General features: G+C 50.1%; 21 protein-coding genes. 20 read left to right on the top strand and 1 reads right to left on the bottom strand.

All coding sequences use genetic code 11. The features are described from left to right. Window positions 1–31 precede the first annotated feature (31 nt). The 13 genes from EV210_RS09210 (at window position 32) to moaA (ending at window position 14703) form a co-directional block, all read left to right on the top strand. Window positions 32–619: a 4Fe-4S dicluster domain-containing protein gene (locus EV210_RS09210; protein ID WP_132078902.1), complete on the top strand. Its 588-nt coding sequence runs from the start codon at window positions 32–34 to the stop codon at window positions 617–619. A 38-nt stretch (window positions 620–657) separates the two neighbouring features. Next, a complete protein-coding gene (locus EV210_RS09205) occupies window positions 658–2043 on the top strand; it encodes a [FeFe] hydrogenase, group A (protein WP_132078899.1) in 1386 nt (461 codons plus the stop codon). Between the two features lie 12 nt (window positions 2044–2055). Next, a complete protein-coding gene (locus tag EV210_RS09200; protein ID WP_132078896.1) occupies window positions 2056–2598 on the top strand; it encodes a 4Fe-4S dicluster domain-containing protein in 543 nt (180 codons plus the stop codon). A gap of 41 nt (window positions 2599–2639) precedes the next feature. Then, window positions 2640–4658, top strand: a complete 2019-nt coding sequence (gene hyfB, locus EV210_RS09195) for a hydrogenase 4 subunit B (protein WP_132079198.1) — start codon at window positions 2640–2642, stop codon at window positions 4656–4658. Window positions 4659–4663: 5 nt separating this feature from the next. Then, window positions 4664–5566 carry a respiratory chain complex I subunit 1 family protein gene (locus EV210_RS09190; protein ID WP_132078893.1) on the top strand — a complete coding sequence of 301 codons (903 nt, stop codon included), beginning with the start codon at window positions 4664–4666 and terminating at the stop codon, window positions 5564–5566. A gap of 15 nt (window positions 5567–5581) precedes the next feature. Beyond that, window positions 5582–6214: a hydrogenase gene (locus EV210_RS09185; RefSeq protein WP_132078890.1), complete on the top strand. Its 633-nt coding sequence runs from the start codon at window positions 5582–5584 to the stop codon at window positions 6212–6214. 4 nt (window positions 6215–6218) lie between these two features. Then, on the top strand, window positions 6219–7682 hold the full coding sequence (locus EV210_RS09180; RefSeq protein ID WP_132078887.1) for a hydrogenase 4 subunit F: 1464 nt from the start codon (window positions 6219–6221) through the stop codon (window positions 7680–7682). A 4-nt stretch (window positions 7683–7686) separates the two neighbouring features. Beyond that, window positions 7687–9189, top strand: a complete 1503-nt coding sequence (locus tag EV210_RS09175) for a hydrogenase large subunit (RefSeq protein WP_243650491.1) — start codon at window positions 7687–7689, stop codon at window positions 9187–9189. 11 nt (window positions 9190–9200) lie between these two features. Continuing rightward, window positions 9201–9929 carry an NADH-quinone oxidoreductase subunit NuoB gene (nuoB, locus tag EV210_RS09170; protein WP_132078884.1) on the top strand — a complete coding sequence of 243 codons (729 nt, stop codon included), beginning with the start codon at window positions 9201–9203 and terminating at the stop codon, window positions 9927–9929. A 53-nt stretch (window positions 9930–9982) separates the two neighbouring features. Continuing rightward, a complete protein-coding gene (gene fdhD, locus EV210_RS09165) occupies window positions 9983–10795 on the top strand; it encodes a formate dehydrogenase accessory sulfurtransferase FdhD (RefSeq protein WP_132078881.1) in 813 nt (270 codons plus the stop codon). Between the two features lie 65 nt (window positions 10796–10860). Beyond that, window positions 10861–11436, top strand: a complete 576-nt coding sequence (locus tag EV210_RS09160) for a 4Fe-4S dicluster domain-containing protein (RefSeq protein ID WP_132078878.1) — start codon at window positions 10861–10863, stop codon at window positions 11434–11436. 18 nt (window positions 11437–11454) lie between these two features. Then, complete coding sequence (gene fdhF / locus EV210_RS09155) at window positions 11455–13599, top strand: formate dehydrogenase subunit alpha (protein WP_481157914.1); 2145 nt, start codon at window positions 11455–11457, stop codon at window positions 13597–13599. 132 nt (window positions 13600–13731) lie between these two features. Next, window positions 13732–14703, top strand: coding sequence for a GTP 3',8-cyclase MoaA (gene moaA / locus EV210_RS09150; protein ID WP_132078875.1), 972 nt, complete (start codon window positions 13732–13734; stop codon window positions 14701–14703). 1 nt (window position 14704) lies between these two features. On the opposite strand, the gene EV210_RS09145 is transcribed toward moaA, so the two are convergent. Continuing rightward, the gene (locus EV210_RS09145) at window positions 14705–15019 is read right to left on the bottom strand and encodes a YkuS family protein (RefSeq protein WP_132078873.1); all 315 of its coding nucleotides are present in this window, start codon (window positions 15017–15019) and stop codon (window positions 14705–14707) included. Window positions 15020–15176: 157 nt separating this feature from the next. Between EV210_RS09145 and EV210_RS09140 the strand changes: the two genes are divergently transcribed. The 7 genes from EV210_RS09140 to nifK all read left to right on the top strand — a co-directional run bounded on the left by EV210_RS09140 (window position 15177) and on the right by nifK (window position 21590). Then, window positions 15177–16298, top strand: a complete 1122-nt coding sequence (locus EV210_RS09140; protein WP_132079192.1) for a M20/M25/M40 family metallo-hydrolase — start codon at window positions 15177–15179, stop codon at window positions 16296–16298. Window positions 16299–16642: 344 nt separating this feature from the next. Continuing rightward, a complete protein-coding gene (locus tag EV210_RS09135; protein ID WP_165898844.1) occupies window positions 16643–16858 on the top strand; it encodes a hypothetical protein in 216 nt (71 codons plus the stop codon). Between the two features lie 82 nt (window positions 16859–16940). Next, window positions 16941–17768, top strand: a complete 828-nt coding sequence (gene nifH / locus EV210_RS09130; protein WP_132078867.1) for a nitrogenase iron protein — start codon at window positions 16941–16943, stop codon at window positions 17766–17768. Window positions 17769–17813: 45 nt separating this feature from the next. Beyond that, window positions 17814–18143 (top strand): P-II family nitrogen regulator, encoded by a 330-nt coding sequence (locus tag EV210_RS09125; protein WP_132078864.1) that lies wholly within the window; start codon window positions 17814–17816, stop codon window positions 18141–18143. Between the two features lie 12 nt (window positions 18144–18155). Continuing rightward, a complete protein-coding gene (locus tag EV210_RS09120; RefSeq protein WP_132078861.1) occupies window positions 18156–18563 on the top strand; it encodes a P-II family nitrogen regulator in 408 nt (135 codons plus the stop codon). A 25-nt stretch (window positions 18564–18588) separates the two neighbouring features. Then, window positions 18589–20208 carry a nitrogenase molybdenum-iron protein alpha chain gene (gene nifD / locus EV210_RS09115; RefSeq protein ID WP_132078858.1) on the top strand — a complete coding sequence of 540 codons (1620 nt, stop codon included), beginning with the start codon at window positions 18589–18591 and terminating at the stop codon, window positions 20206–20208. Beyond that, a complete protein-coding gene (gene nifK, locus EV210_RS09110) occupies window positions 20202–21590 on the top strand; it encodes a nitrogenase molybdenum-iron protein subunit beta (RefSeq protein WP_132078855.1) in 1389 nt (462 codons plus the stop codon). Before nifD ends, nifK begins: the two co-directional genes overlap by 7 nt. Window positions 21591–21687 lie beyond the last annotated feature (97 nt).

Genomic DNA, 21687 nt, shown 5'->3' with positions numbered 1-21687 from the left:
TAACACGTTGACAAGGAAGGGAGGATTATCGATGAGTACCAATCTGAATGCGTTTATTATGGCTGACCCCAATAAATGCATTGGCTGCCGAGTTTGTGAAGTGGCTTGTTCCGTTGCGCATACCGATGGCGGGGCTGTTACCGCCGGGATGATCGACACACCGCTGATTGCCAAACTATACCTGGTCAGGACCGCGACCGTGACAATGCCGGTCCAATGCCGTCACTGCGAAGATGCGCCCTGCGCGCAGGTATGCCCGGTGGCGGCCATCACGCAGACCAAAGGCAATATTAGGATTGAAGAACGGTACTGTATTGGCTGTAAAACCTGTCTGTTGGCCTGTCCCTTTGGCGCAATCGATTTTGCGCCCGTCTATAAAAATGGCCGGGTAATTAGTCAAAGTGGACTGCAGGTGGAAACAGAAGAAGGCATTAAGGAAAAAGAAATGGTAGTAGCCAGCAAGTGTGATTTGTGTGCAAGTCAAGCTGACGGTCCGGCCTGTGTGCGGGCTTGTCCGGAAAAAGCACTGGAAATGGTTGTGCCGAAGCAGGAAAAGAAAAGACGCAACATCGAGGCAGCGATCAGCTTGCACGATGCGGTGAAAAAGTTTATTGGCTGAGAAATGTGCTTAGTTTCGTAAAGACAGGAGGGTTTAGCATGCAGCGAAATAACCCCATTATCCAAATTGACCAGGAATTGTGTACCGGCTGCCAGCGGTGCGTGGCAATTTGTCCGGTAGATGCCATAGAAGGAAAGAAGGGGCAGCCGCAGACTATTTGTCAGGAACGCTGTGTTGCCTGCGGCCAGTGTGTCCAGATTTGCAGTGCTTATGCTTCGATCTTTGATGAAGATATTGCACCGCGTGAACAAAAAATGACGGAACGGGGGTTGCTTTCATCCGTAAAAGAGCCGTTATTTGCAGCCTATAACCGTGGTGATGCGCTGACAGTCAAGGCCGCACTGGCCGACCGCCGTCTCTTTACCATGGTGCAGTGCGCGCCTGCTGTCCGGGTGGCAATCGCAGAGGAATTCGGTATGCCGCTGGGCAGCCTGACACCGGGGCAGATGGCAGCAGCTTTGCGGAAACTGGGATTTGCCAGGGTTTATGACACTAACTTCGCGGCTGATGTGACCATTATGGAAGAAGGTTCGGAGCTCATTAAGCGCGTTACTGCCGGTGGGACGCTGCCGATGTTTACTTCCTGCTGCCCGGCCTGGGTAAAATATGTGGAACAAACCTATCCGGAGCTGATTTCGCATCTTTCCAGCTGTAAATCGCCGCAGCAGATGGCCGGAGTGCTGTTTAAAACATATGGGGCAAAAGTTGATGGAGTGGAAGCGGAGCGGATCTTTAGCGTATCTGTTATGCCCTGTACCTGCAAGAAGTTTGAGTGCGAACGTCCGGAAATGGAAGGCAGCGGCTATCGTGACGTAGACGTCGTGATTACGACACGGGAATTAGCGCAGCTCATTAAAGATGCAGGTATTGATTTTGTTCATTTAGCAGATGAGGAATTTGATCAGCCGCTGGGGACGTATACCGGAGCAGCGACCATTTTCGGGGTAACCGGCGGGGTTATGGAAGCGGCGCTGAGAACCGGATATGAACTGCTGGCCAAGGAAGCACTGCCGGAAATCAGCTTAAACTATGTGCGGGGCGGCGAAGGCATCCGCAAGGCCAATGTAAACGTTGGCGGCCTGACGTTGAAGGTTGCGGTCGTGTCAGGACTGAAAAATGCCAAAGTAATAATGGAGCAAATCAAGGCGGGAAAAGCGGACTTTCATTTTGTTGAGGTGATGTGCTGTCCCGTGGGCTGTGTGAGCGGCGGCGGGCAGCCCAAGGTGCTCCTGCCGTCCGATAAGCCCGGCTCCTATACCAGCAGAACGGCTAATACCTATGTTCATGATGAAACTCTTTTATTGCGCAAGTCGCATGATAATCCGGATGTTCAGAAGCTGTATGAGTCTTTTTTAGGGGAGCCTTTAGGGCATGAGTCCCATCACTTGCTGCATACCCACTATGTGGCGAGAAAGGCAACTTAGGAGGCAGGAGGCGTGGAACTGCTGCCTTTCGTAATTGCCGATAAAGAGAAGTGCACAGGCTGCAGGGTATGCGAAATTGCTTGCAATTCCTATCACTGCGGTGCAGGAAAAACTGCAGGAATGATAACAGGGCCGGTTATACCAAAGCTTTATGTGCAAAGAAAAAACGGCAGGATACTGCCTGTACAATGCCGGCAGTGTGAAGGTGCTCCTTGTGCCCGGGCCTGCGCTGCTCAGGCAATTCGCTTTTATCTGCAGCAGGTTGTGATCGATACGGCGCGCTGTAATTATTGCCGGGATTGTGCCGAGGCCTGCCCGTTTGGCGCAATCTCACTGGCGCCGCCTGACCGGGAGAAAACTTACGCGGATTGGCCTCAAGGGCAAGGACGGCTGGTAGGCCACAAATGCGACCTTTGCTTAGGACGGGAAGAAGGACCGGCTTGTGTAGCGGCATGTCCCGAGCAGGCGCTTAGTCTGATAGACCCGCGGCAGGAGCGCCGGAATAAACTGCGGCAGGCTGTAGAAGCCAGCCAATATCTGTACCGAAACAGGTAGGATCCTGGAATTTAAAAAATTGGGCGGTGGTTGTAGTGCCGATGGATCAACTGTATATCCTCATTGTTGGCCTGTATTGTCTGGGAGTGGTATCGGCTCTTCTCGCCAATGGCAATCCCAAAATGGTGAATACGTTATCTCATGGATTTGCTGCGCTGGGCTGTATGGCCACAATTGGTCTGGCGGCTGCTGTTTTTACCACCGGGGGGCAAACATTAGCGTTTCAGTTACAAGCCCCGCTGGGACTGATTAAGATCCGGCTGGATTCACTGGCTGCTTTCTTTTTGCTGGCTTTCGGTATTGTGGGAACAGCAGCCAGTATTTATGCAATTGGCTATTCCCGTGAGTATTACAATCGCCGGTATGCTCAACTGGCATCAGTATATAATCTGTTTTTGCTGTCCATCCTGCTGGTGCTGACGATTAGCCAGGTTGTAGCCTTTATTATTGTCTGGGAACTAATGACGCTGGTCTCCTTTTTCCTGGTCAATCATGAGTATGAAAAAAATGCCAATACCGGAGCAGCCTATCTGTATATTCTAATGACGCATGTGGGCACGGCATTTATTGCGATTGCTTTCCTGCTGCTGGCTTCAGCAGCGCAAACCCTTGATTTTGATCTGCTGAAGACAGGGACCATGCCGGAAAGCCTGCGTAGTATCGTCTTCTTGTGCGCTTTAGTCGGCTTTGGCACAAAAGCGGGAGTAATGCCGATGCATATTTGGCTGCCGGAAGCTCACCCTGCTGCCCCCAGCCATGTTTCCGCCCTGATGTCGGGAATTATGATCAAAACGGCGATTTATGGCATGAGCCGCTTCTTTCTGGAGTTCTTAGGCAGCGGGCCCGAATGGTGGGGACAGCTGGTATTGGGACTGGCGATCATCTCTTCGGTTTTTGGCGTGCTGTATGCTCTGATGGAGCATGATTTGAAACGACTGCTTGCTTATCATTCTGTGGAGAATATCGGCATTATTCTACTTGGGGTCGGCGCAGGTATGGTGTTTGCAAGCAAAGGAATGCCGCTGCTGGCCGGGCTGGCATGGATAGCCGGCTTCTATCACGTTTTTAATCATGCTGTATTTAAATCCCTGCTGTTCATGGGAGCAGGTGCCGTGCTGCACTCTACCCATACCAAAGATGTGGAACAGCTAGGCGGACTGATAAAAAAAATGCCCTATACGGCAGTATTCTTCCTGATTGGCGCTGCTGCGATAGCCGGCTTGCCGCCGCTGAACGGCTTTGTCAGTGAATGGCTGACGTTCCAGGCACTGTTCTTTTTACCGAAAGCAGTTGCAGGGTTAGTCGGCAAGTTCTGGGCCGTTATGCTGATTGCTTTGCTAGGATTGACCGGCGCTTTGGCGGCGACCTGCTTTGTTAAAGCTTTTGGCGTAACATTTTTGGCGAAACCACGCAGTGTAGAGGCGGAACATGCCAAAGAAGTTCCCTGGTCGATGCTGGCAGGTATGGCCGGACTTTCCCTGACCTGCGTGGCTGCCGGTGTATGGCCGCAGTGGATGCTGCGCCTCCTTAGCCAGGTAGTGTCCGGTTATGACGGCATTAGTACAGCCGGTCTGTTTGACAACAGCCAATGGTATGCGGTGGCCTTTCAAACCGGGCAGACAGGCGGCGTGCTTACCATGCCGGTAGTCGTGCTGCTGATAGCAGCCGGCTGTTTTCTGGCAATTCTCCTGGCCCGCTGGAATGGGACGCCCTGCCGGGTGAGCGGAGAGACCTGGACGTGCGGCATTATTCCGACCGCGCGGATGGAATATACGGCAACCGGTTTTGCTCAGCCCATTCGCCGTGCCTTTGGCACTGTTTTGAACCCGGTGGATGAGATTATTACCGATAAATCACGCAATCCGTATCATGGCGTAAAAATTAAGCTACATGTCCATGTGACCCATTATGTAAATGAATTGTTCTATAATCCCTTAAAGGACGGCATCCAGGCTTTTGCGCAATATCTGACCGCAATTCAGGCCGGAAGCCTGCAGCTGTATATCGGATATATCATGGCCGTTACGGTAGTCGTTTTGATTATTAGCACGAGGTGGTGAGCCCCATGGTGATAACAATCTTATTGCAAACGATTGGCATAATCCTTCTGGCTCCCCTGATTCAGGGAATCATTAAGAATACCAAGGCTCGCCTGCAGAGCCGGCGTGGACCTGCTTACGCTCAGCCGTATTATGATTACGCCAAATACCTAAAAAAGGACAGCGTGATTTCGCCAACCGTATCCTGGATATTTCATGCTGCACCGTATATTTATTTTGCTACCGCTATTGGTGCTGCGGCTATGGTGCCGACTATTTTTTCCTACGATGGAGTCAAGTTCGATAACTTATTTACATTGGTATATCTGTTTGCACTGGGGAGGTTCTTTTTGGCGGCAGCTTCCCTGGATGCCGGCAGCTCTTTCGGAGGTATGGGCGGTTCCCGGGAAATGTTCATCAGTGTGATGGTCGAACCGCCCTTAATGCTGGCTTTGTTTTCTGTAGCCTATAGTGCCGATTCCACCGGGTTATCGGCAATGGCAGCAGCGGCGCAAGGCTCGCCAGTGAGCTTTTCTGCTTTATTGGCAGCAGTTTCTTTTCTGATGATTACCATTGCCGAGACGGGACGCATTCCGGTGGATAACCCGGATACTCATCTGGAACTGACCATGATTCACGAAGGAATGGTGCTGGAGTACTCCGGCCGTCCGGTAGGACTCATCTTCTGGGCATCGGCAATTAAGCAGCTGGTATTTATTCTGCTGCTGGTCAATTTGTTTGTTCCCTGGCAGCTGGAAGGTTTTACTTCCGGGATGTTTACCGCTGTCTGGCTGCTGTGCAAAGTGGTGCTGGCGGCAGCTTTGCTTGCCTGCATTGAAACCAGTACCAATAAAATCCGGTTATTCCGGGTACCGGGGCTTATGGCTGCGGCCGGTGTATTTTCGCTGCTGGCTCTGGTGGCGCAGTAAAAGGGAGGAGTAAGTATGGAACTATTAACGATACTGCTGCTCTTGGCAGCGATTTTACAAACGCGCATTTCCAATTTGCGCCTGGCAATTAATGTGGTGCTGGTTCAGTCGGTGATTGTCGCTATGGCCTGTGTCATAATCGGTATGCAAACCCATGAAGTTCATATGTTCATTGCGGCCCTCTTAACGTCAGCAATCAAAGTCGGTATCATCCCGTTTGCGTTATACCGGCTGCTGCCATACCTGCGCGAAGAGCGGGAAATTGTCGGCCGCGAGATTGTGAAGGCCAATTTTTCCACTTTTATGACGCTGCTGTCCATTATCGTGTCCTATGGCTTGATTAGTCCTAATCTTCCCGGGGTGGCAATTGCTTCGACGCTGCCGGCAGCCGTATCGCTGACGCTGATCGGGCTGTTCTTTATCATGATGCGTCATCAGGCTGTCATGCAGATTATCGGGCTGATTACCATGGAAAATGGGCTGTATTTATTTGGCTTGTCTATCACACAAGGGCTGCCGCTGATTATTGAAATGGGTATTTTCCTGGATGTATTGGTGGCGGTAGTCGTACTGGTCATCCTTACATACCGGCTCAAGCTGTCGCTTGAGTCCACTGATACCAGCCTGCTGAAGAAGTTGAAGGGGTGATAGTATGCATGAACTGATCTTGTTAGCTTTGGCCCTGCCCCTTGTTACCGGCGTACTGTCGCTGCTGCAGACGAGGCCGGCGGCACTGCGCACCGTCAATCTGCTGGGCAGTACAGCCGTTACCGGCGTTTTATTCACCATGATTTACCGGATTACCCAGGAGAATGTCTACAGTACGGAGTTCTTCTATCTGGATCATCTTAGCGCCGTAATGCTGTTTGTCGTTGCGCTGCTTACCTTTACGGCCACTTTGTTTTCGCTGCCGTATATGGAGAAAGAGGTTCGTCACGGCAGCATTTCCGAAGTCATGCTGTCAAGATACTATGCCTTGTTCAATCTATTCACTTTTGCTATGATCAGTGTATTGCTTGTCGGCAACCTGGGGCTAATGTGGGTTGCTGTCGAAGGAACAACCCTGGCCTCAGCCCTGCTTGTGGCCTTTTATTTCAACCGCGATGCCCTGGAGGCTGCCTGGAAATATGTCATGATTTGTACCGTTGGCATATGTCTTGCTTTGTTTGGGACCATGATTCTCTATTATGCGCAGGCAACGGCAGGCGGGGCAAGTCACGCGCTGAACTGGCAGGCCCTGCGGGCGAGCGCCGCTCTGCTTGATCCGGCAGTGGTGAAGATTGCGTTCATTTTTATTCTGATTGGTTATGGAACGAAAGCCGGCTTGGCACCGATGCATACATGGCTGCCTGACGCTCACAGCCAGGCACCGTCACCGATCAGCGGGTTGCTGTCGGGGGCTTTGCTCAGCTGTGCGCTGTATGTGCTTGTGCGCAATGTGATTATCGTACAGGCCGTTATTGGCGCTGAGTATCCCCAATACCTGCTGCTGGGTGTTGGCGGTCTGTCGGTAGTGATTGCTATCCCGTTCGTACTGGCTCAGCATGATGTAAAGCGGCTGCTGGCGTATTCCAGTGTGGAGCATATGGGAATTATTACGCTGGGACTGGGAGTGGGCACGCCGCTGGCAATTTATGCCGCACTGCTGCACATCGTTAATCATGCTGTTGCCAAATCCGCCTTGTTTTATATGGCGGGCATGATCACACAGGAATATAAAACAAAAAACATCCGTCAAATCCGAGGGGTAATCAGTGTAATGCCGCTGGTAGCCACAATGTTTATTATTAGTATTCTGGCCATTACCGGTTCACCGCCGTTTAACATCTTTATTTCGGAATTTATGATTATTATGGCATTGTTCGCCAGCCACAAAGGCATCCTGGGCGGGGTGATCCTGCTGCTGCTGGCCGCTATTTTTGCCGGTATGATGCGGTATTCGCTCAAGATGGGCTTTGGTATTGCTCCTGACGGCATGGGGCGTATAGCAGTGGCCGCACCGGCCATGACCGCGATGGGCGTGTCGGCCGTTATCCTGATTGTCGGTGGGATTTATCTGCCGCCGCTGGCTAACAGCGTATTGCAGCAGGCTGCGAAAATTGTCTTAGGAGGTTAAGCCGGTGATTGAGCAACTCAATATTGAAGCACAAGAGTTACGCACGGTTGCCTACTCCATCTACCAGGAGGGGCAGAATGGACTGCTTGCTATGTTTGCCAATGATGAACGGCCGCTGAACGGAGCTTATGCCATTTACTGCGCCTTTGCTACGGGCCGTGAAATTCAATTGGTAAGAGCAAGGCTTGCTGCTGGCGGCCCTTTGGAGTTTCCGTCGATTACTCCGAATATTTCTGCCGCTGCCTGGTATGAACGGGAAATTCACGATTTATTCGGCTTAACACCGGCAGGGCATCCTGATCTCAGGCCGCTGGTGCTGCACGAAAACTGGCCGGAGCAGCTTTACCCGCTGCGTAAGGATTACCAGACGGACCTGGCCGTTCCCACTGCGAACAGGAACTATCCCATGGCCGGTGTCGAAGGAGAAGGAGTATTTGAAGTGCCGGTCGGCCCAATTCACGCCGGCATTATCGAACCGGGTCATTTCCGCTTCAGCCAAATGGGCGAACGAATTCTCCGGCTCGATGCCAAAATGTTTTTTCTGCACCGCGGCATTGAAAAGGCGGTGGAAGGCAGGCCGCTGGAACAGGCTTTTTATCAGGTAGAACGGATTTCAGGCGTTTGTGCGGTTGCCCATTCCCTATCGTATTGCCATGCCGTTGAAAAACTGGCTAATGTTGAGGTTCCCATCCGGGCCCTGTACCTCCGCGCGCTTGCAGCTGAATTGGAACGGCTGTACAATCATGTTGGGGATATCGGCAATCTTTGTGCAGGCATGGGGTTTGCCGTGCCGATCATGGCCGGGGCCCGGATGAAAGAAGCGATTATGACGGTAAATGAAGCCTTCACAGGCAGCCGGTTTCTGCGGGGAATGATTGTACCAGGCGGAGTCCGGAAGGACATTGCGGACCAGACTGCCAGGCAGATTAGAGTAATGCTCGATGAACTGGAACCGGATTTTGCCGGGCTTATCCGGCTGCTTAGGCCCAATGATGAGTTCCTGGAGCGGGTGAATACGACAGGTGTCGTTCCCCGGCAGGCAGCGCTGGATTTGGGGGTTGTTGGCGTAGGTGCCAGAGCGTCCGGTGTGGATACCGATATGCGCCGGGATTACCCGTACGGGTGTTATCCGGAACTTAAGTTTACCGTGCCTGTATATACAAGCGGTGATGTGGCTGCCCGGTTATGGGTCCGGGTTGATGAGGTATACCAGACTATCGGCCTGATCCGGCAGATCGTAGATGGATTGCCGGACGGTCCGTTAAAAGCGGAGATTGGCCCCATTCCGGCGTATAGCAGCAGTTTTGGCTGGAGTGAGTCATCGCAGGGCAGCAATCTGCACTGGCTGATGGCCGGGGAAAACAATACCATTTACCGGCTGTTTGTCCGGGCTGCTGCTTATCCGAACTGGCCGGCGCTTACAGTGGCCGCGCCAGGCAATATTATCCCGGATTTTCCGCTTGTCAATAAAAGCTACGAATTATCCTATGCTTGTCTGGACCGCTAGGAGGTAGTGAGATGCTAAATGTTATGCGCAAAATTGTGGCTACAGGCACTGTAACAAAAAATTGGGATGCCGTACCCCTGCCTGAACAAGCCGCCGGTGAGGTCAGGGTGCTGCCGGGGAACTGCCGGGATTGCCGGCAATGCCTTACTGCCTGCCCTACACAGGCAATCACCATGCGGCAGGAAGTGCCTGTTATTGAGCAAAAGGCTTGTATCTTTTGTGGTCTCTGTGTCGAAGCCTGTCCGGCAGGCTGTTTGGAGCAAACCAATAACTATAAACTGGCCTCTTTAGGCGGAGCGCTGGCAGACGATGCTGCGGCAGCTCTTAAAAAGAAAATCCGTTCGGCACTGGGCCGTTCCCTGCATGTCCGTCATGTGGATATTGGCTCCTGTAATGCCTGCGATTTTGAAATGTCTCACTTGTGTAATCCCATTTATGATGTCCAGCAGTATGGTATCGACTTTGTTGCTTCTCCCCGTCATGCCGATCTGCTGATGGTCACCGGGGTGGTTACCCGTAATTCTACACAAGCTTTGCAAATGACCTATGAAGCGGCTCCTGCGCCGAAGCTGGTCATGGCGGTAGGCAGCTGTGCCTGCAGCGGCCGGACGTATGGTGACAGCTATGCCATCCGCGGTGCGGTGGATGCCATTGTTCCCGTAGACGTGTATGTTCCCGGCTGCCCGCCCCGGCCCCAGGCCCTGATTCATGGCATTATGCTGGCTCTTGACCGTCTGTAAGCTGTTGTATATGGCTGGCCAGAAAGTCAAATAAATGATAAGAAGGTGTACAAATGCAGGAAAAACGAACTGGCGTATATTCTTATCCTGCGCTAAAAGTAATAGATGAAAAACTGCTTCCCGTTGAGGATATGGTGTCTGAAGAAGAACCGTTGACGCTGTATTTAAACGGCAAAGAACTGGTCACAATGTTGTGCTCACCGGTGGAGCAGCGCTACCTGGCCCTGGGCTTTCTGGTTTCAGAGGGGATGCTTGGCAGTATTGCCGATTTAACGGAGTTTACGGTGGATGAAGAACGGGGCCTGATTTGGGCCGAAGCCGATCAGGTTCCTGACAATGCCGGGCGGATGTATCTGAAACGCTGTCTCACCGCGTGCTGCGGCCGGGGCCGGGCCGAGTTTTATTTTGCCAACGATGCCCGTGTATCCAAAGAGATCGACAGTGAGCTGCGTGTCCGGGCCCAAGACATTAACCAATATGCACTTCTGCTGGAAGAGGCTTCGGCGACGCACCGGGTTACTTCCGGTGTGCACAGCGGGGCGCTGGCCCAAAATGGCAGCCTCATATGCTTTGCTGAAGATATTGGCAGGCACAATGTGTTTGACAAGCTATACGGCAAATGCCTGGAGAGCGGCGTGAATCCGGCGGACAAAATTCTCGTCTTCAGTGGTCGTGTTTCATCGGAAATTATACTTAAAGTCAGCAAAATGGGTGTGCCGGTGGTTGTTGCCCGGTCTGTACCGACATCCCTGGCCATTGATATGGCTGTAAAACTGGGCATAACGTTAATCGGTGTAGCCAAAGGAGACTGGTTTCACGTCTATACAGGTGCCGAGCGGGTGCTGGTGGACAATGACGGGAAATAGTCAAAGGAAGAGGTTAAACAATATCCTTCAAATGTGATGTAGATAAGGAGAGGAGGAACTTTTTCATGAATAAGTTTATCGTGGCCGATCCTAATAAATGCATTGGCTGCCGTACTTGCGAAATTGCCTGCGTACTGGCTCATTCACCGGAAGATGCACTGATAACCGGCGCTGTGGACCAGGCTTTTTATCCACGGCTGAGGGTGGTCAAAACTGCTACGATCAGTGTTCCTGTTCAGTGCCGTCAGTGTGAAGACGCACCCTGCGCCAATGTCTGCCCGTCCAAAGGTATTGTAAACATAAATAATACCATTCAAATTAATCCTGATGCCTGTATCGGCTGTAAAAACTGTATCATTGCCTGTCCATTTGGGGTAATTGATCTTGTTCCGCAGGTTGATAAAGGAGAACGGCTTTTACAGAATGGTCTGAAAATCGTTGATGGGGAGGGGGAGCAGCAAAAAGAGCGAATTATAGCATTGAAGTGTGATTTGTGCATTAACAGGCCCGAGGGACCTGCCTGTGCAGGTGTATGTCCCACTCAGGCTTTTAAACCCATTGAAGGTGCCACGATGTCCAGGCATGTCCGTAAAAGAAGAACGGCTTGTGCAGAGGAGTTATCGCGCATTTCTTTTAAGTAACCATCCAGAGGAGGTAGAATGATGAGTGAAAAAGTGCTGACAGTATGTCCCTATTGCGGAGCTGGCTGCCGGATCAACCTGATAGTAGAAAACAATGCTATTTTAAGCGCTGAACCGGCCCAGGGCCGTACGAATGAGGGGACGCTATGCCTGAAAGGCCATTATGGCTGGGATTTCCTCAATGATACAAAACGGCTTACCAAGCGGCTGACAAAACCGCTGCTTAGGAAGAACGGTGAATTAATAGAAGTCGCCTGGGAGGAAGCGATCCGGTTTGTTGCCGATAAATTGCAGGCGATTAAAGATAAGTATGGTCCGGATGCCATCATGTGCACCGGTTCGGCTCGCGGCCCCGGCAATGAGGCTAACTATGTTATGCAAAAATTTACAAGGGCGGTGATCGGCACAAATAATATTGACCATTGTGCCCGTGTTTGACACGCTCCCTCTGTGGCCGGTCTGGCCTACACATTAGGTAATGGAGCAATGTCCAACTCGATCCCCGAAATCGAAGATACGAAGTGCTTATTTATTTTCGGTTACAATGCGGCAGATTCTCATCCGATTGTGGGACGGCGCATTATTAAAGCGAAGGAAAAGGGAGCAAAAATTATTGTTACCGATCCTCGTTTCACCGAAGCGGCGAGAATCGCCGACTTATGGCTGCCGATTAAAAATGGCACGAACATGGCTTTGGTCAATGCCTTTGCCAATGTTCTGATCGAAGAAGAACTGTATGATAAACAATATGTAGCCAGCTATACGGAAGGATTCGAGGAATACCGTAAGCTGGTAGCAAGCTATACACCGGAGTATGTTGAAAAAATTACCGGGATACCGGCCCGGGATATCCGGGAAGCCATGCGCATTTATGCTGCCGCGCCCAGCGCTTTTATCCTGTGGGGGATGGGCGTTACGCAATATGGTCAGGCGGTGGATGTTGTCAAAGGTCTGTCCGGACTGGCGCTGCTTACTGGAAACCTGGGGAAACCCAACGTGGGCGTCGGCCCTGTGCGGGGGCAAAATAATGTGCAGGGAACCTGCGATGTAGGGTGCCTGCCCAATCTGTATCCCGGCTACCAGCCGGTTGCTGATCCCAAAGTCCGGGAAAAATTTGAAAAAGCCTGGAATACCAGCCTTCCGGCCAACCCAGGTATTACGATGACGGAAATGCCGCATCATGCCCATGAAGGGAAGATTAAAGCCTTCTACATTTTTGGCGAAGATCCGGTGCAGAGCGATCCGAATGCCGCCCATATGCGGCACACGCTGGATAATCTGGAACTGGTGGTCGTTCAGGACATTTTTATGAATAAAACGGCTATGCATGCCGATGTCGTTTTGCCGGCTACGTCCTGGGGCGAGCATGAAGGGGTATATTCTTCGGCTGACCGCGGCTTCCAGCGGTTCCGTAAGGCAGTGGAACCAAAGGGCGATGTTAAGCCTGACTGGGAGATTATCTCGCTGGTCGCGACGGCTATGGGATATCCCATGCACTACAACAATACCGAAGAAATCTGGCAGGAAATGATTGATCTATGTCCCCTGTATGCCGGTGCCACTTATGAGCATCTGGACGAACTGGACAGTATACAGTGGCCCTGTCCGACGAAAGAGCATCCGGGAACACCGTATCTTTATAAAGGCTTCCGGTTTGATACGCCCAACGGCAAAGGGAAGCTGTTTGCCACAGAATGGCGGCCGCCAAAGGAACTGCCGGACGAGAAGTATCCGCTGATCCTTTCCACTGTGCGGGAGGTAGGCCATTATTCGGTACGGACCATGACCGGCAACTGTGCGGCTTTGCAGCAGCTGGCCGATGAACCGGGCTATGTGCAGATGAGTGTGGAAGATGTGGCAGAGCTAGGGGTAGAAGATCAGGACCTCGTCTGGGTATCAACCCGGCGCGGCCGGGTAATCTCACGGGTCATGGCAACAGAGCGCGTACGAAAGGGCGCCATATATATGACCTATCACTGGTGGGTTGGCTCTTGTAATGAATTGACGATTGACAACCTGGATCCAATATCCAAGACTCCCGAGTATAAGTTCTGTGCGGCAAAAGTGGAAAAAATCGCTGATCAGCGCTGGGCTGAACAATATGTTATCCAAGAGTATGACAATATAAAACGGCAGATGGGTGCCAAAGTTCACAACGGGTAGGCCCGACCAATGAAAAAGAGACCTATTTTTACCCAGATAAATAGGTCTCTTTTTCTTACCGCTCAGCGGTACAAGGCCAAAGCCTTGTAAATTTGAAAAGACAGCTGAGTAATTCCGGGGGAAGGTGAAAAAATGGCTGAAATGTACGACCAGCTTGGCCGTCATATTCATTATCTGCGGATTGCTGTGACGGATAGGTGTAATTTTCGCTGCCAATATTGTATGCCGTCCGATGGTGTAGAATGGCTGGATCATCATAAAATCTTACGCTATGAGGAACTAATCCGGCTTATTAGTGTGTTCGCCGCACTGGGGATAGATAAAGTACGCATTACCGGTGGAGAGCCTTTGGTACGCAAGGGTTTACTGGCTTTCTTGCGCAAAGTTGTGCGTATTCCCGGTATTCGGGAAGTTGGCCTGACGACAAATGGCAGCCTGCTGGAAGAACACGCTCTTTCCTTACAGCAGGCAGGAGTTAAGCGTATCAATGTCAGCCTCGATACGCTCAAGCGGGACCGGTTTATCCGGCTTACCGGCCAGGATAGATTGAACCAGGTCCTCGCGGGTATTCAAAAGGCTCAGGAAGCCGGACTGACTCCGGTAAAACTGAATATGGTGGTTATGAAAGGGGTTAATGCTGATGAGATTGCCGATATGGCCAGCTTTGCTATTCGCAACCATTACCAGGTCCGCTTTATCGAATATATGCCCTTTCGTGCCGGCCAGGATTATTTGTTTACTGCTGCGCAAATGAAGCAGCAGCTGGTTGATGCCGGTTTTACCAGGTTGGTTCCAGAGCTGGGCGGGAGTTGTCCGGCTAAAATATACCGTATTCCCGAATCCCAGGGGTCCATTGGCTTTATCACTCCTGTATCGCAGCATTTCTGCGCCTCATGCAACCGCATTCGCATCACTCCTGACGGCTGCCTGAAACCCTGTCTGCTGTCCAATGAAGAATACTCCCTGCGCGATCAACTGCGGTCAGGAGTTTCTGATCAGGAACTGGGCGAGCAAATAAAACAAATCATATGGAATAAGCCGCATCAGCAGTTTTTCACCAAGGGGCAAGAGAGCGGCAGATGCATGTCGCGTATTGGCGGTTAAGCTACATTTCCTGCCGTCGAAGGTGTCTTTCCAGGGCGCTCCGTACTTGCTCAGGACGCTGGCCGGTTATATTGAGCGTCAGCGCCTGCCGTTCATCCAGCACGCTGCAGCCGGAACCAACTGTAATATCGGCTGAGGCGCAGCCGCTCAGTTCATCCATATCCGGCCGGTAGCCTGTTACCAGCAGGGCATCGACCCGCTGGCCGGGCTCGGCAGCCTGCTGCAGGGAGATAATATGATAGCCGTGCTGTTGTAAATGCCGGGCAATTGAACCGTAGTGAGACTGGAGGGCAATAATTTTAGCGATGGTACACACCTTCTCTTAGTTTTACCGTTAGTATATACCGGTATATGCAGGAATAATCTAGAGTGATATCCAACATATTACAGTGGACATACGGTCGTTAATTGTGCCTTCGGTCCATGCTGGAGAGACAATGGCGGAGGAAAAGGGAGAACGGAGGAGGATTATGATGGTCAATCAGGAAAGAATGCTGCAGGAATTTTTTGAGCTGGTGCGGATTAAATGTTCAACAAAGGAAGAGCGGCAGGTGGCGGACGTTCTGAAGGCCCGGCTGGCTGAGCTTGGTGCGGCGGTGAGTGAAGACAATGCCGGTGAGAAAATTGGCGGCAATGCCGGCAATATTATTGCCAACTGGCAGGGAACGGTCAGCGGTGCGCCGGCGGTTATGTTCAGTGCCCATATGGACTGTGTAGAGCCTTGTGCAGGGGTAGAGCCCAAACTGGAAAACGGGATCATTACTTCAGCAGGCAATACGATCCTGGGAGCGGATGATAAGGCTGGTGTGGTGGCTATACTGGAAGCAATGCGGGTGATCAAGGAGCAGAATATTCCCCACGGCGACATTCAGGTTGTTTTCACCATTGCGGAAGAGGGCGGTCTTAATGGCTCGAAGAATATCGACAAAGCACAGCTGCGGGCTGCTATGGGCTTTGTGCTGGATTCCAGCGGATCGCCGGGCGAAATTATTATGATGGCTCCCGGCCAGAATAAAATCGAAGTGCTTGTTCGGGGGAAAACAGCTCATGCCGGTATTGCGCCCGAAGACGGTGTCAATGCCATTATTGTGGCTGCCAAGGCCATGGCTGAGCTGAAAGATGGCCGGATTGACTTTGAAACAACAGCAAATGTAGGCAATATTAAAGGCGGCGGTGCTACGAATATTGTACCGGAGCAAGTCACCATTATTGCTGAGGCCCGCAGCCGCAATATGGATAAACTGGCTGCTCAGACCCAGCATATGGTCGAAACGTTTGAACGGGTTGCAACTGCCAACAAAGCAAAGGCAGAGGTTAAGGTAACAAAAGCGTATGATCCGTTTGTCCTGAAGGAAGAAATGCCGGTAGTGATGGTAAGCAAGCAAGCTGTCCGGGCCATTGGTCTGGAACCGGTCTTAAAAGGCACTGGCGGCGGCAGTGATGCCAACTTTTTTAATCTCTACGGCATTCCTTCAGTGGTACTGGGGGTAGGCATGAACAAAGTTCACACAACTGATGAATTTATTAAAGAAGCCGATCTGTATAAGACGGGAGAACTTGTTATCTCGATTATTCGTCAGTCAGTAGATTGTTAAGTGGGCATGTCTTTTTGGTAAATACTTATGTGTTGACTGAATGGATTTAATATTACGAATTTTAAACTGCCTATTGCGTTGATTGCAATGCTGTGTTACACTCTGTTTAACTTAAAAAACAAATTAAGCAATGGAGCTTACAAGCGGAATCTGCCGTTTGTAAGCTCTTAGTGTGTATACCCCGGATAATCGTGCAACGCAATGTTGGCCTGATAGTTTAGGATTATGGTCAGAGGGTAAGCAATGGGGCTTATAAACGTACTCTATGTACGTCTTATAAGCCCCATTGTATTTATTAAATAAAAACCAGCAGGTTTAAGGCTAAGGAGGTGAGCAAAAAAACGGTGCTGCAGTCGGTAAAGGATTCATGCTCAAGCGGTATGGCAGTACTGCTTAAGCAGGTGAGAAATAAACCAGGGGCACTGGCTATTAAGTTTACCCATTTTTCGTTGAGAGGGGGTGGTCCATGGGTGATAAAACCAGTTTACCCAATAGAAAAGCCTCACCAGTATGGCAGTACCAGTGAGGCGATGGCAAATTATCCAGAGGCACTGGCTTAAATTTACCTATTTTTCATTATACCCTAACAGTTTGATGGTTTCAAGACAGCTTTAACTAGCAAAAACAGGAGGGAATATAAAAATGAGACAAATTGCGATATATGGTAAAGGCGGCATCGGAAAATCTACGACTACGCAAAATACAGTGGCAGCTTTAGCGGAAGCAGGCAATAAAGTAATGGTTGTCGGCTGTGATCCCAAAGCGGATTCGACACGGCTGCTGCTGAACGGCTTGTGCCAAAAAACAGTGCTGGATACCCTCAGAGACGAAGGCGATGATATTGATCTTGATGATATCTTAAAACCGGGCTTTGGCAATACGATGTGTGTCGAATCGGGCGGCCCTGAGCCGGGTGTTGGCTGCGCAGGCCGCGGAATTATTACTTCAATCAATATGCTTGAGTCGCTGGGTGCCTATACGAGTGATCTTGATTATGTATTCTATGACGTACTGGGCGACGTTGTATGCGGTGGCTTTGCGATGCCGATCCGTGAAGGCAAAGCGCAGGAAATTTATATCGTGGCCTCCGGTGAATTAATGGCACTGTATGCTGCCAATAACATTGCCAAAGGCGTCAGCAAATATGCACTAACTGGCGGTGTACGTCTGGGCGGTATCATTTGCAATAGTCGTAAGGTTGATAATGAATATCCGCTGTTAAAAGCGTTTGCCGAGGAAATCGGTTCGCAGCTTATTCATTTCGTACCGCGCGATAATTTAGTGCAAAGAGCTGAAATAAATAAGAAAACTGTTATTGATTTTGATCCTACCTCCGGTCAGGCTGATGAATACCGTCAGCTGTCCATGAATATCAAAAACAACAAAATGTTTGTTATCCCTAAACCAATGACTCAGGATCGTCTGGAAGAACTAATGATGCAGCACGGCTTTTTAGACGCCCTGGCGTAAAGCTTCGTCACAAACTAAAAATGAAATGTTGGAGGAGTTGACCATATGTTTCTTGTACGTGCGATGGTTAGACCAGACAAAGCAGATGAAGTCATTTACGAATTATCCCGGGCCGGGTTTCATGCGGTAACCAAAATCGATGTTGTTGGCCGGGGTAAACAAAAGGGGATTCGCATTGGCGATATCGTCTATGATGAAATACCGAAGACACTCTTATTTATGGTTGTGGATGAAGAAAAAGACAAAGAAGATGTAATCAGTATTGTTCTCAAGACTGCCAAGACAGGTGAAAAAGGCGCTTTTGGTGACGGAAAGATATTTGTCAGTGTTGTAGAAGAGGCCTATACAATTTCAAGCGGCGCAAGCAGCCTGTAAGGGGGCAGTGAAATGAAGGAAGTTGTTGCGATTATTCGCATGAACAAGGTAAATGCCACAAAGAAAGCCCTGGTTGAGGTCGGTTATCCCGGCTTTACTACCTTTAAAGTAATGGGCAGGGGCAAACTGGTCACTGATGCCGCGCTGGTAGAAGACAGAAAGAGTAAGCTGCTGGCGATGTCCGATCCGGAAGATCCGGAAGTTGTCGAATTGGTTACCGGCTTTTTGGACGGAACCAGATTATTCCCCCGCCGGTTGTTTACGGTGTTAGTCCATGATGCTGATGTACCTGCAGTAGTAGCATCACTCATTAAGGCCAATAAAACCGAATATAACGTCGGCGATGGTAAGATATTTGTCCTGCCGCTATATGAAGCAGTGCGAGTCCGCACCGGTGAACGCGGCGACGAAGCCCTGTAGGCAACAGCAAAGGAGGTTTATGAACATGGCGTTTACAGAAGAGAAGCTGCAAGAGCTATTAAGTATATTACCCGATAAAGTAAAGAAGGCCCGGAAAAAACATATTCTGGTTAAGGATTCGTCTCAGCCTGATCAGATTATTGAAGCGAATACCCGCACCATACCCGGAATCATCACGAATCGCGGTTGTGCATATGCAGGCTGTAAAGGTGTGGTCGTCGGTCCGCTGAAGGATATGATTCATATCGTTCATGGCCCGGTAGGCTGCAGCTATTATACCTGGGGAACGCGCCGCAATAAGGCTAAATCAGAAGATCCTACCCAGAATTTCATCAATTACTGCGTGACTACCGATATGCAGGAAAAAGACATTGTATTTGGCGGCGAAAAGAAGCTGGCAAAACTGATTGATGAAGTTGTTGAGATCTTTAAGCCCAAAGCGATTAGTATCAATGCCACCTGTCCAGTTGGTCTTATTGGTGATGATATCAACGCCGTTGCCAAGTCGGCTGAAGAACGCCATGGAGTACCGGTATTGGCATTCAGCTGTGAAGGCTATAAAGGGGTAAGCCAGTCGGCCGGTCATCATATTGCCAACAATATCCTCATGGATAAAGTCATTGGGGCAAGTGACAAGGAAGAGGCACCTGGCCGCTATGCAATCAATATCCTGGGTGAATACAATATCGGCGGTGACGCCTGGGAAATTGAGCGGGTGCTGAAAGACATCGGTTATACCATTGTCAGCACAATGACGGGAGACGGTTCCTATGAAGAACTGCGTCACGCCCATACAGCAGATCTTAACCTGGTCCAATGCCACCGCTCGATTAACTACATTGCCGAAATGCTGGAAATCAAATATGGCACTCCTTGGGTAAAAGTTAATTTCATTGGGGTAGAAGGGATGTCTCAGTCGCTGCGCGATATGGCCACCTACTTTGATGATGAAGAATTAACCCGCAAAACCGAAGAAGTTATTGCTCGTGAAGTCGCCCGGGTTCAACCCATGATTGATCAATACCGTAAAGTTTGCGAAGGGAAAACCGCGTTCTGCTTCGTTGGTGGTTCCCGTGGACATCACTACCAGGGAATGTACCGGGAGCTTGGTATTGAAACAGTACTTGCCGGCTATGAATTCGCCCATCGTGATGACTATGAGGGCCGCCACGTGATTCCCACTATTAAAACAGATGCGGATAGCAAAAATATTCCTGAGCTGCATGTTAACCGCGATGAAAAACGCTTCCGGGTAAAAGTTTCTCCTGAAAAGTTAGAAGAGCTGAAGAAAAAGATACCGCTCAGTGAATATAAAGGCATGAATTTTGATATGCAAGACGGCTATATCATCGTAGATGATCTCAATCATTACGAAACAGATGAATTTATTAAGCTGTTAAAACCGGATATCTTCTCCTCGGGTATTAAAGACAAATATGTAGTGCAAAAAATGGGTATTCCTGCAAAACAATTGCACTCTTATGATTACAGCGGCCCTTATGCCGGTTTTAACGGAGCACTCAATTTTGCCCGCGATATTGCAATGAGCTTTGCAACTCCTACGTGGAACTTTATTGTACCACCCTGGCAGGATCAGCCGCTGTTAGAAGGAAAAATGGCAGAAGGAGAGGGTAAGGCATGTTAGACGCAACAACAAAAGACTTAAAAGAACGTGTAAGCGGCGGAATTATCAATCCGGCCAAAACATGTCAGCCGATTGGAGCCATGTATGCGGCACTGGGAATTCATAAATGCCTGCCACACAGCCATGGTTCCCAGGGGTGCTGCTCCTTTCACCGCATGCATTTAACCCGCCATTTCCGTGATCCGGTTATGGCTTCTACCAGCTCTTTTACAGAAGGGTCATCCGTATTTGGCGGAGCGGCAAACTTAAAAACCTCTATTAAAAATGTGTTTTCAATCTATAATCCCGATATTATTGCCGTTCATACTACCTGTTTGACAGAAACAATCGGCGATGATGTTCCAACGATTATCAAATCCTCGGAAGTACCGGAGGGCAAACTGGTCATTCACGCCAATACACCTAGTTACCAGGGGTCTCATATAACCGGCTTCTCCAATATGGTCAAGGGTATGGTCAGCTATTTGGCTGAAAGTACCACACCGATCAAAAAAGAACAAATCAATCTCATCCCCGGTTTTGTCAATCCCGGTGATATGCGGGAAATGAAACGTCTCACTAATCTAATGGGTGTGAAGTCGATTATGTTCCCTGACACTACGGGTGTGCTTGATTCACCGATGACCGGCAAGTTTGAGATGTATCCCAAAGGCGGCACGACTATCGAGCAGCTGAAGGATACGGGAAATTCAAAATTGTCTATTGCCCTGGGACGGTTTGCTTCCAGCGAAGCGGCGGAACTTTTGCAGAAGAAATGCAAGGTACCCGCTCTGGCCTTAAAAACACCGATTGGTATTAAGGCTACCGACGAATTCATAATGGCTTTGCGCCGCTTTGCGGTTACCGAAGTTCCTTATGAGCTGGAAGAGGAACGGGGACAATTGGTTGATATTATGACAGATACCCATTTCCATTTTCATGGCAAACGGGTAGCCATTTTTGGTGATCCTGACGTACTGACCGGACTGACTGAGTTTGTACTCAGTCTGGGCATGATTCCCGTTCATGTACTCACGGGCACACCAGGCGGCGCAATCGGCTCCGGCATGGGCAGCTTTGAAGACGACGTCCGGGAAATGCTGGCTGCTGCAAATGTCAATGGCAATGCAAAAGGCAATGGTGATTTGTTTACGCTCCATCAATGGATTAAAAATGAACCTGTCGATCTTCTGATCGGCAACACATATGGCAAATATATTGCCAGAGCCGAAGACATTCCCTTTGTCCGTGTTGGCTTTCCGGTGCTTGACCGCAGCGTCCATTCTTATCTGCCCATCGTCGGTTACCGTGGAGCAATGCGCCTGATTGAAATGATCAGCAATGCTTTGCTGGACCGCCAGGACCGCGATGCTGCCGATGAAGATTTTGAATTAGTAATGTAATACCGAAAAGAGGCAGCGTTGCCTAACTACAGTTTGCAACGCTGCCTCTTTTCTATCTTATCAAAAGGTATCCCATCACGGAACAACCTGTGAAAGG

This window comes from Anaerospora hongkongensis (genome assembly GCF_004339805.1).
In the GTDB taxonomy this organism is placed as follows: Bacteria; Bacillota; Negativicutes; order Sporomusales; family DSM-15969; genus Anaerospora; species Anaerospora hongkongensis.
The sequence above is the reverse complement of the archived record's forward strand: the minus strand, read 5'-3'. Positions and strand labels throughout refer to the sequence as shown.

Excerpts from the sequence above, each read along its gene's own strand:
- EV210_RS09210 (WP_132078902.1), top strand. The coding sequence starts at position 32 with ATGAGTACCAATCTGAATGCGTTTATTATGGCTGACCCCAATAAATGC.
- EV210_RS09205 (WP_132078899.1), top strand. The coding sequence starts at position 658 with ATGCAGCGAAATAACCCCATTATCCAAATTGACCAGGAATTGTGTACC.
- hyfB (WP_132079198.1), top strand. The coding sequence starts at position 2,640 with ATGGATCAACTGTATATCCTCATTGTTGGCCTGTATTGTCTGGGAGTG.
- EV210_RS09190 (WP_132078893.1), top strand. The coding sequence starts at position 4,664 with ATGGTGATAACAATCTTATTGCAAACGATTGGCATAATCCTTCTGGCT.
- EV210_RS09185 (WP_132078890.1), top strand. The coding sequence starts at position 5,582 with ATGGAACTATTAACGATACTGCTGCTCTTGGCAGCGATTTTACAAACG.
- EV210_RS09180 (WP_132078887.1), top strand. The coding sequence starts at position 6,219 with ATGCATGAACTGATCTTGTTAGCTTTGGCCCTGCCCCTTGTTACCGGC.
- nuoB (WP_132078884.1), top strand. The coding sequence starts at position 9,201 with ATGCTAAATGTTATGCGCAAAATTGTGGCTACAGGCACTGTAACAAAA.
- fdhD (WP_132078881.1), top strand. The coding sequence starts at position 9,983 with ATGCAGGAAAAACGAACTGGCGTATATTCTTATCCTGCGCTAAAAGTA.
- EV210_RS09160 (WP_132078878.1), top strand. The coding sequence starts at position 10,861 with ATGAATAAGTTTATCGTGGCCGATCCTAATAAATGCATTGGCTGCCGT.
- moaA (WP_132078875.1), top strand. The coding sequence starts at position 13,732 with ATGGCTGAAATGTACGACCAGCTTGGCCGTCATATTCATTATCTGCGG.
- EV210_RS09140 (WP_132079192.1), top strand. The coding sequence starts at position 15,177 with ATGGTCAATCAGGAAAGAATGCTGCAGGAATTTTTTGAGCTGGTGCGG.
- nifH (WP_132078867.1), top strand. The coding sequence starts at position 16,941 with ATGAGACAAATTGCGATATATGGTAAAGGCGGCATCGGAAAATCTACG.
- EV210_RS09125 (WP_132078864.1), top strand. The coding sequence starts at position 17,814 with ATGTTTCTTGTACGTGCGATGGTTAGACCAGACAAAGCAGATGAAGTC.
- EV210_RS09120 (WP_132078861.1), top strand. The coding sequence starts at position 18,156 with ATGAAGGAAGTTGTTGCGATTATTCGCATGAACAAGGTAAATGCCACA.
- nifD (WP_132078858.1), top strand. The coding sequence starts at position 18,589 with ATGGCGTTTACAGAAGAGAAGCTGCAAGAGCTATTAAGTATATTACCC.
- nifK (WP_132078855.1), top strand. The coding sequence starts at position 20,202 with ATGTTAGACGCAACAACAAAAGACTTAAAAGAACGTGTAAGCGGCGGA.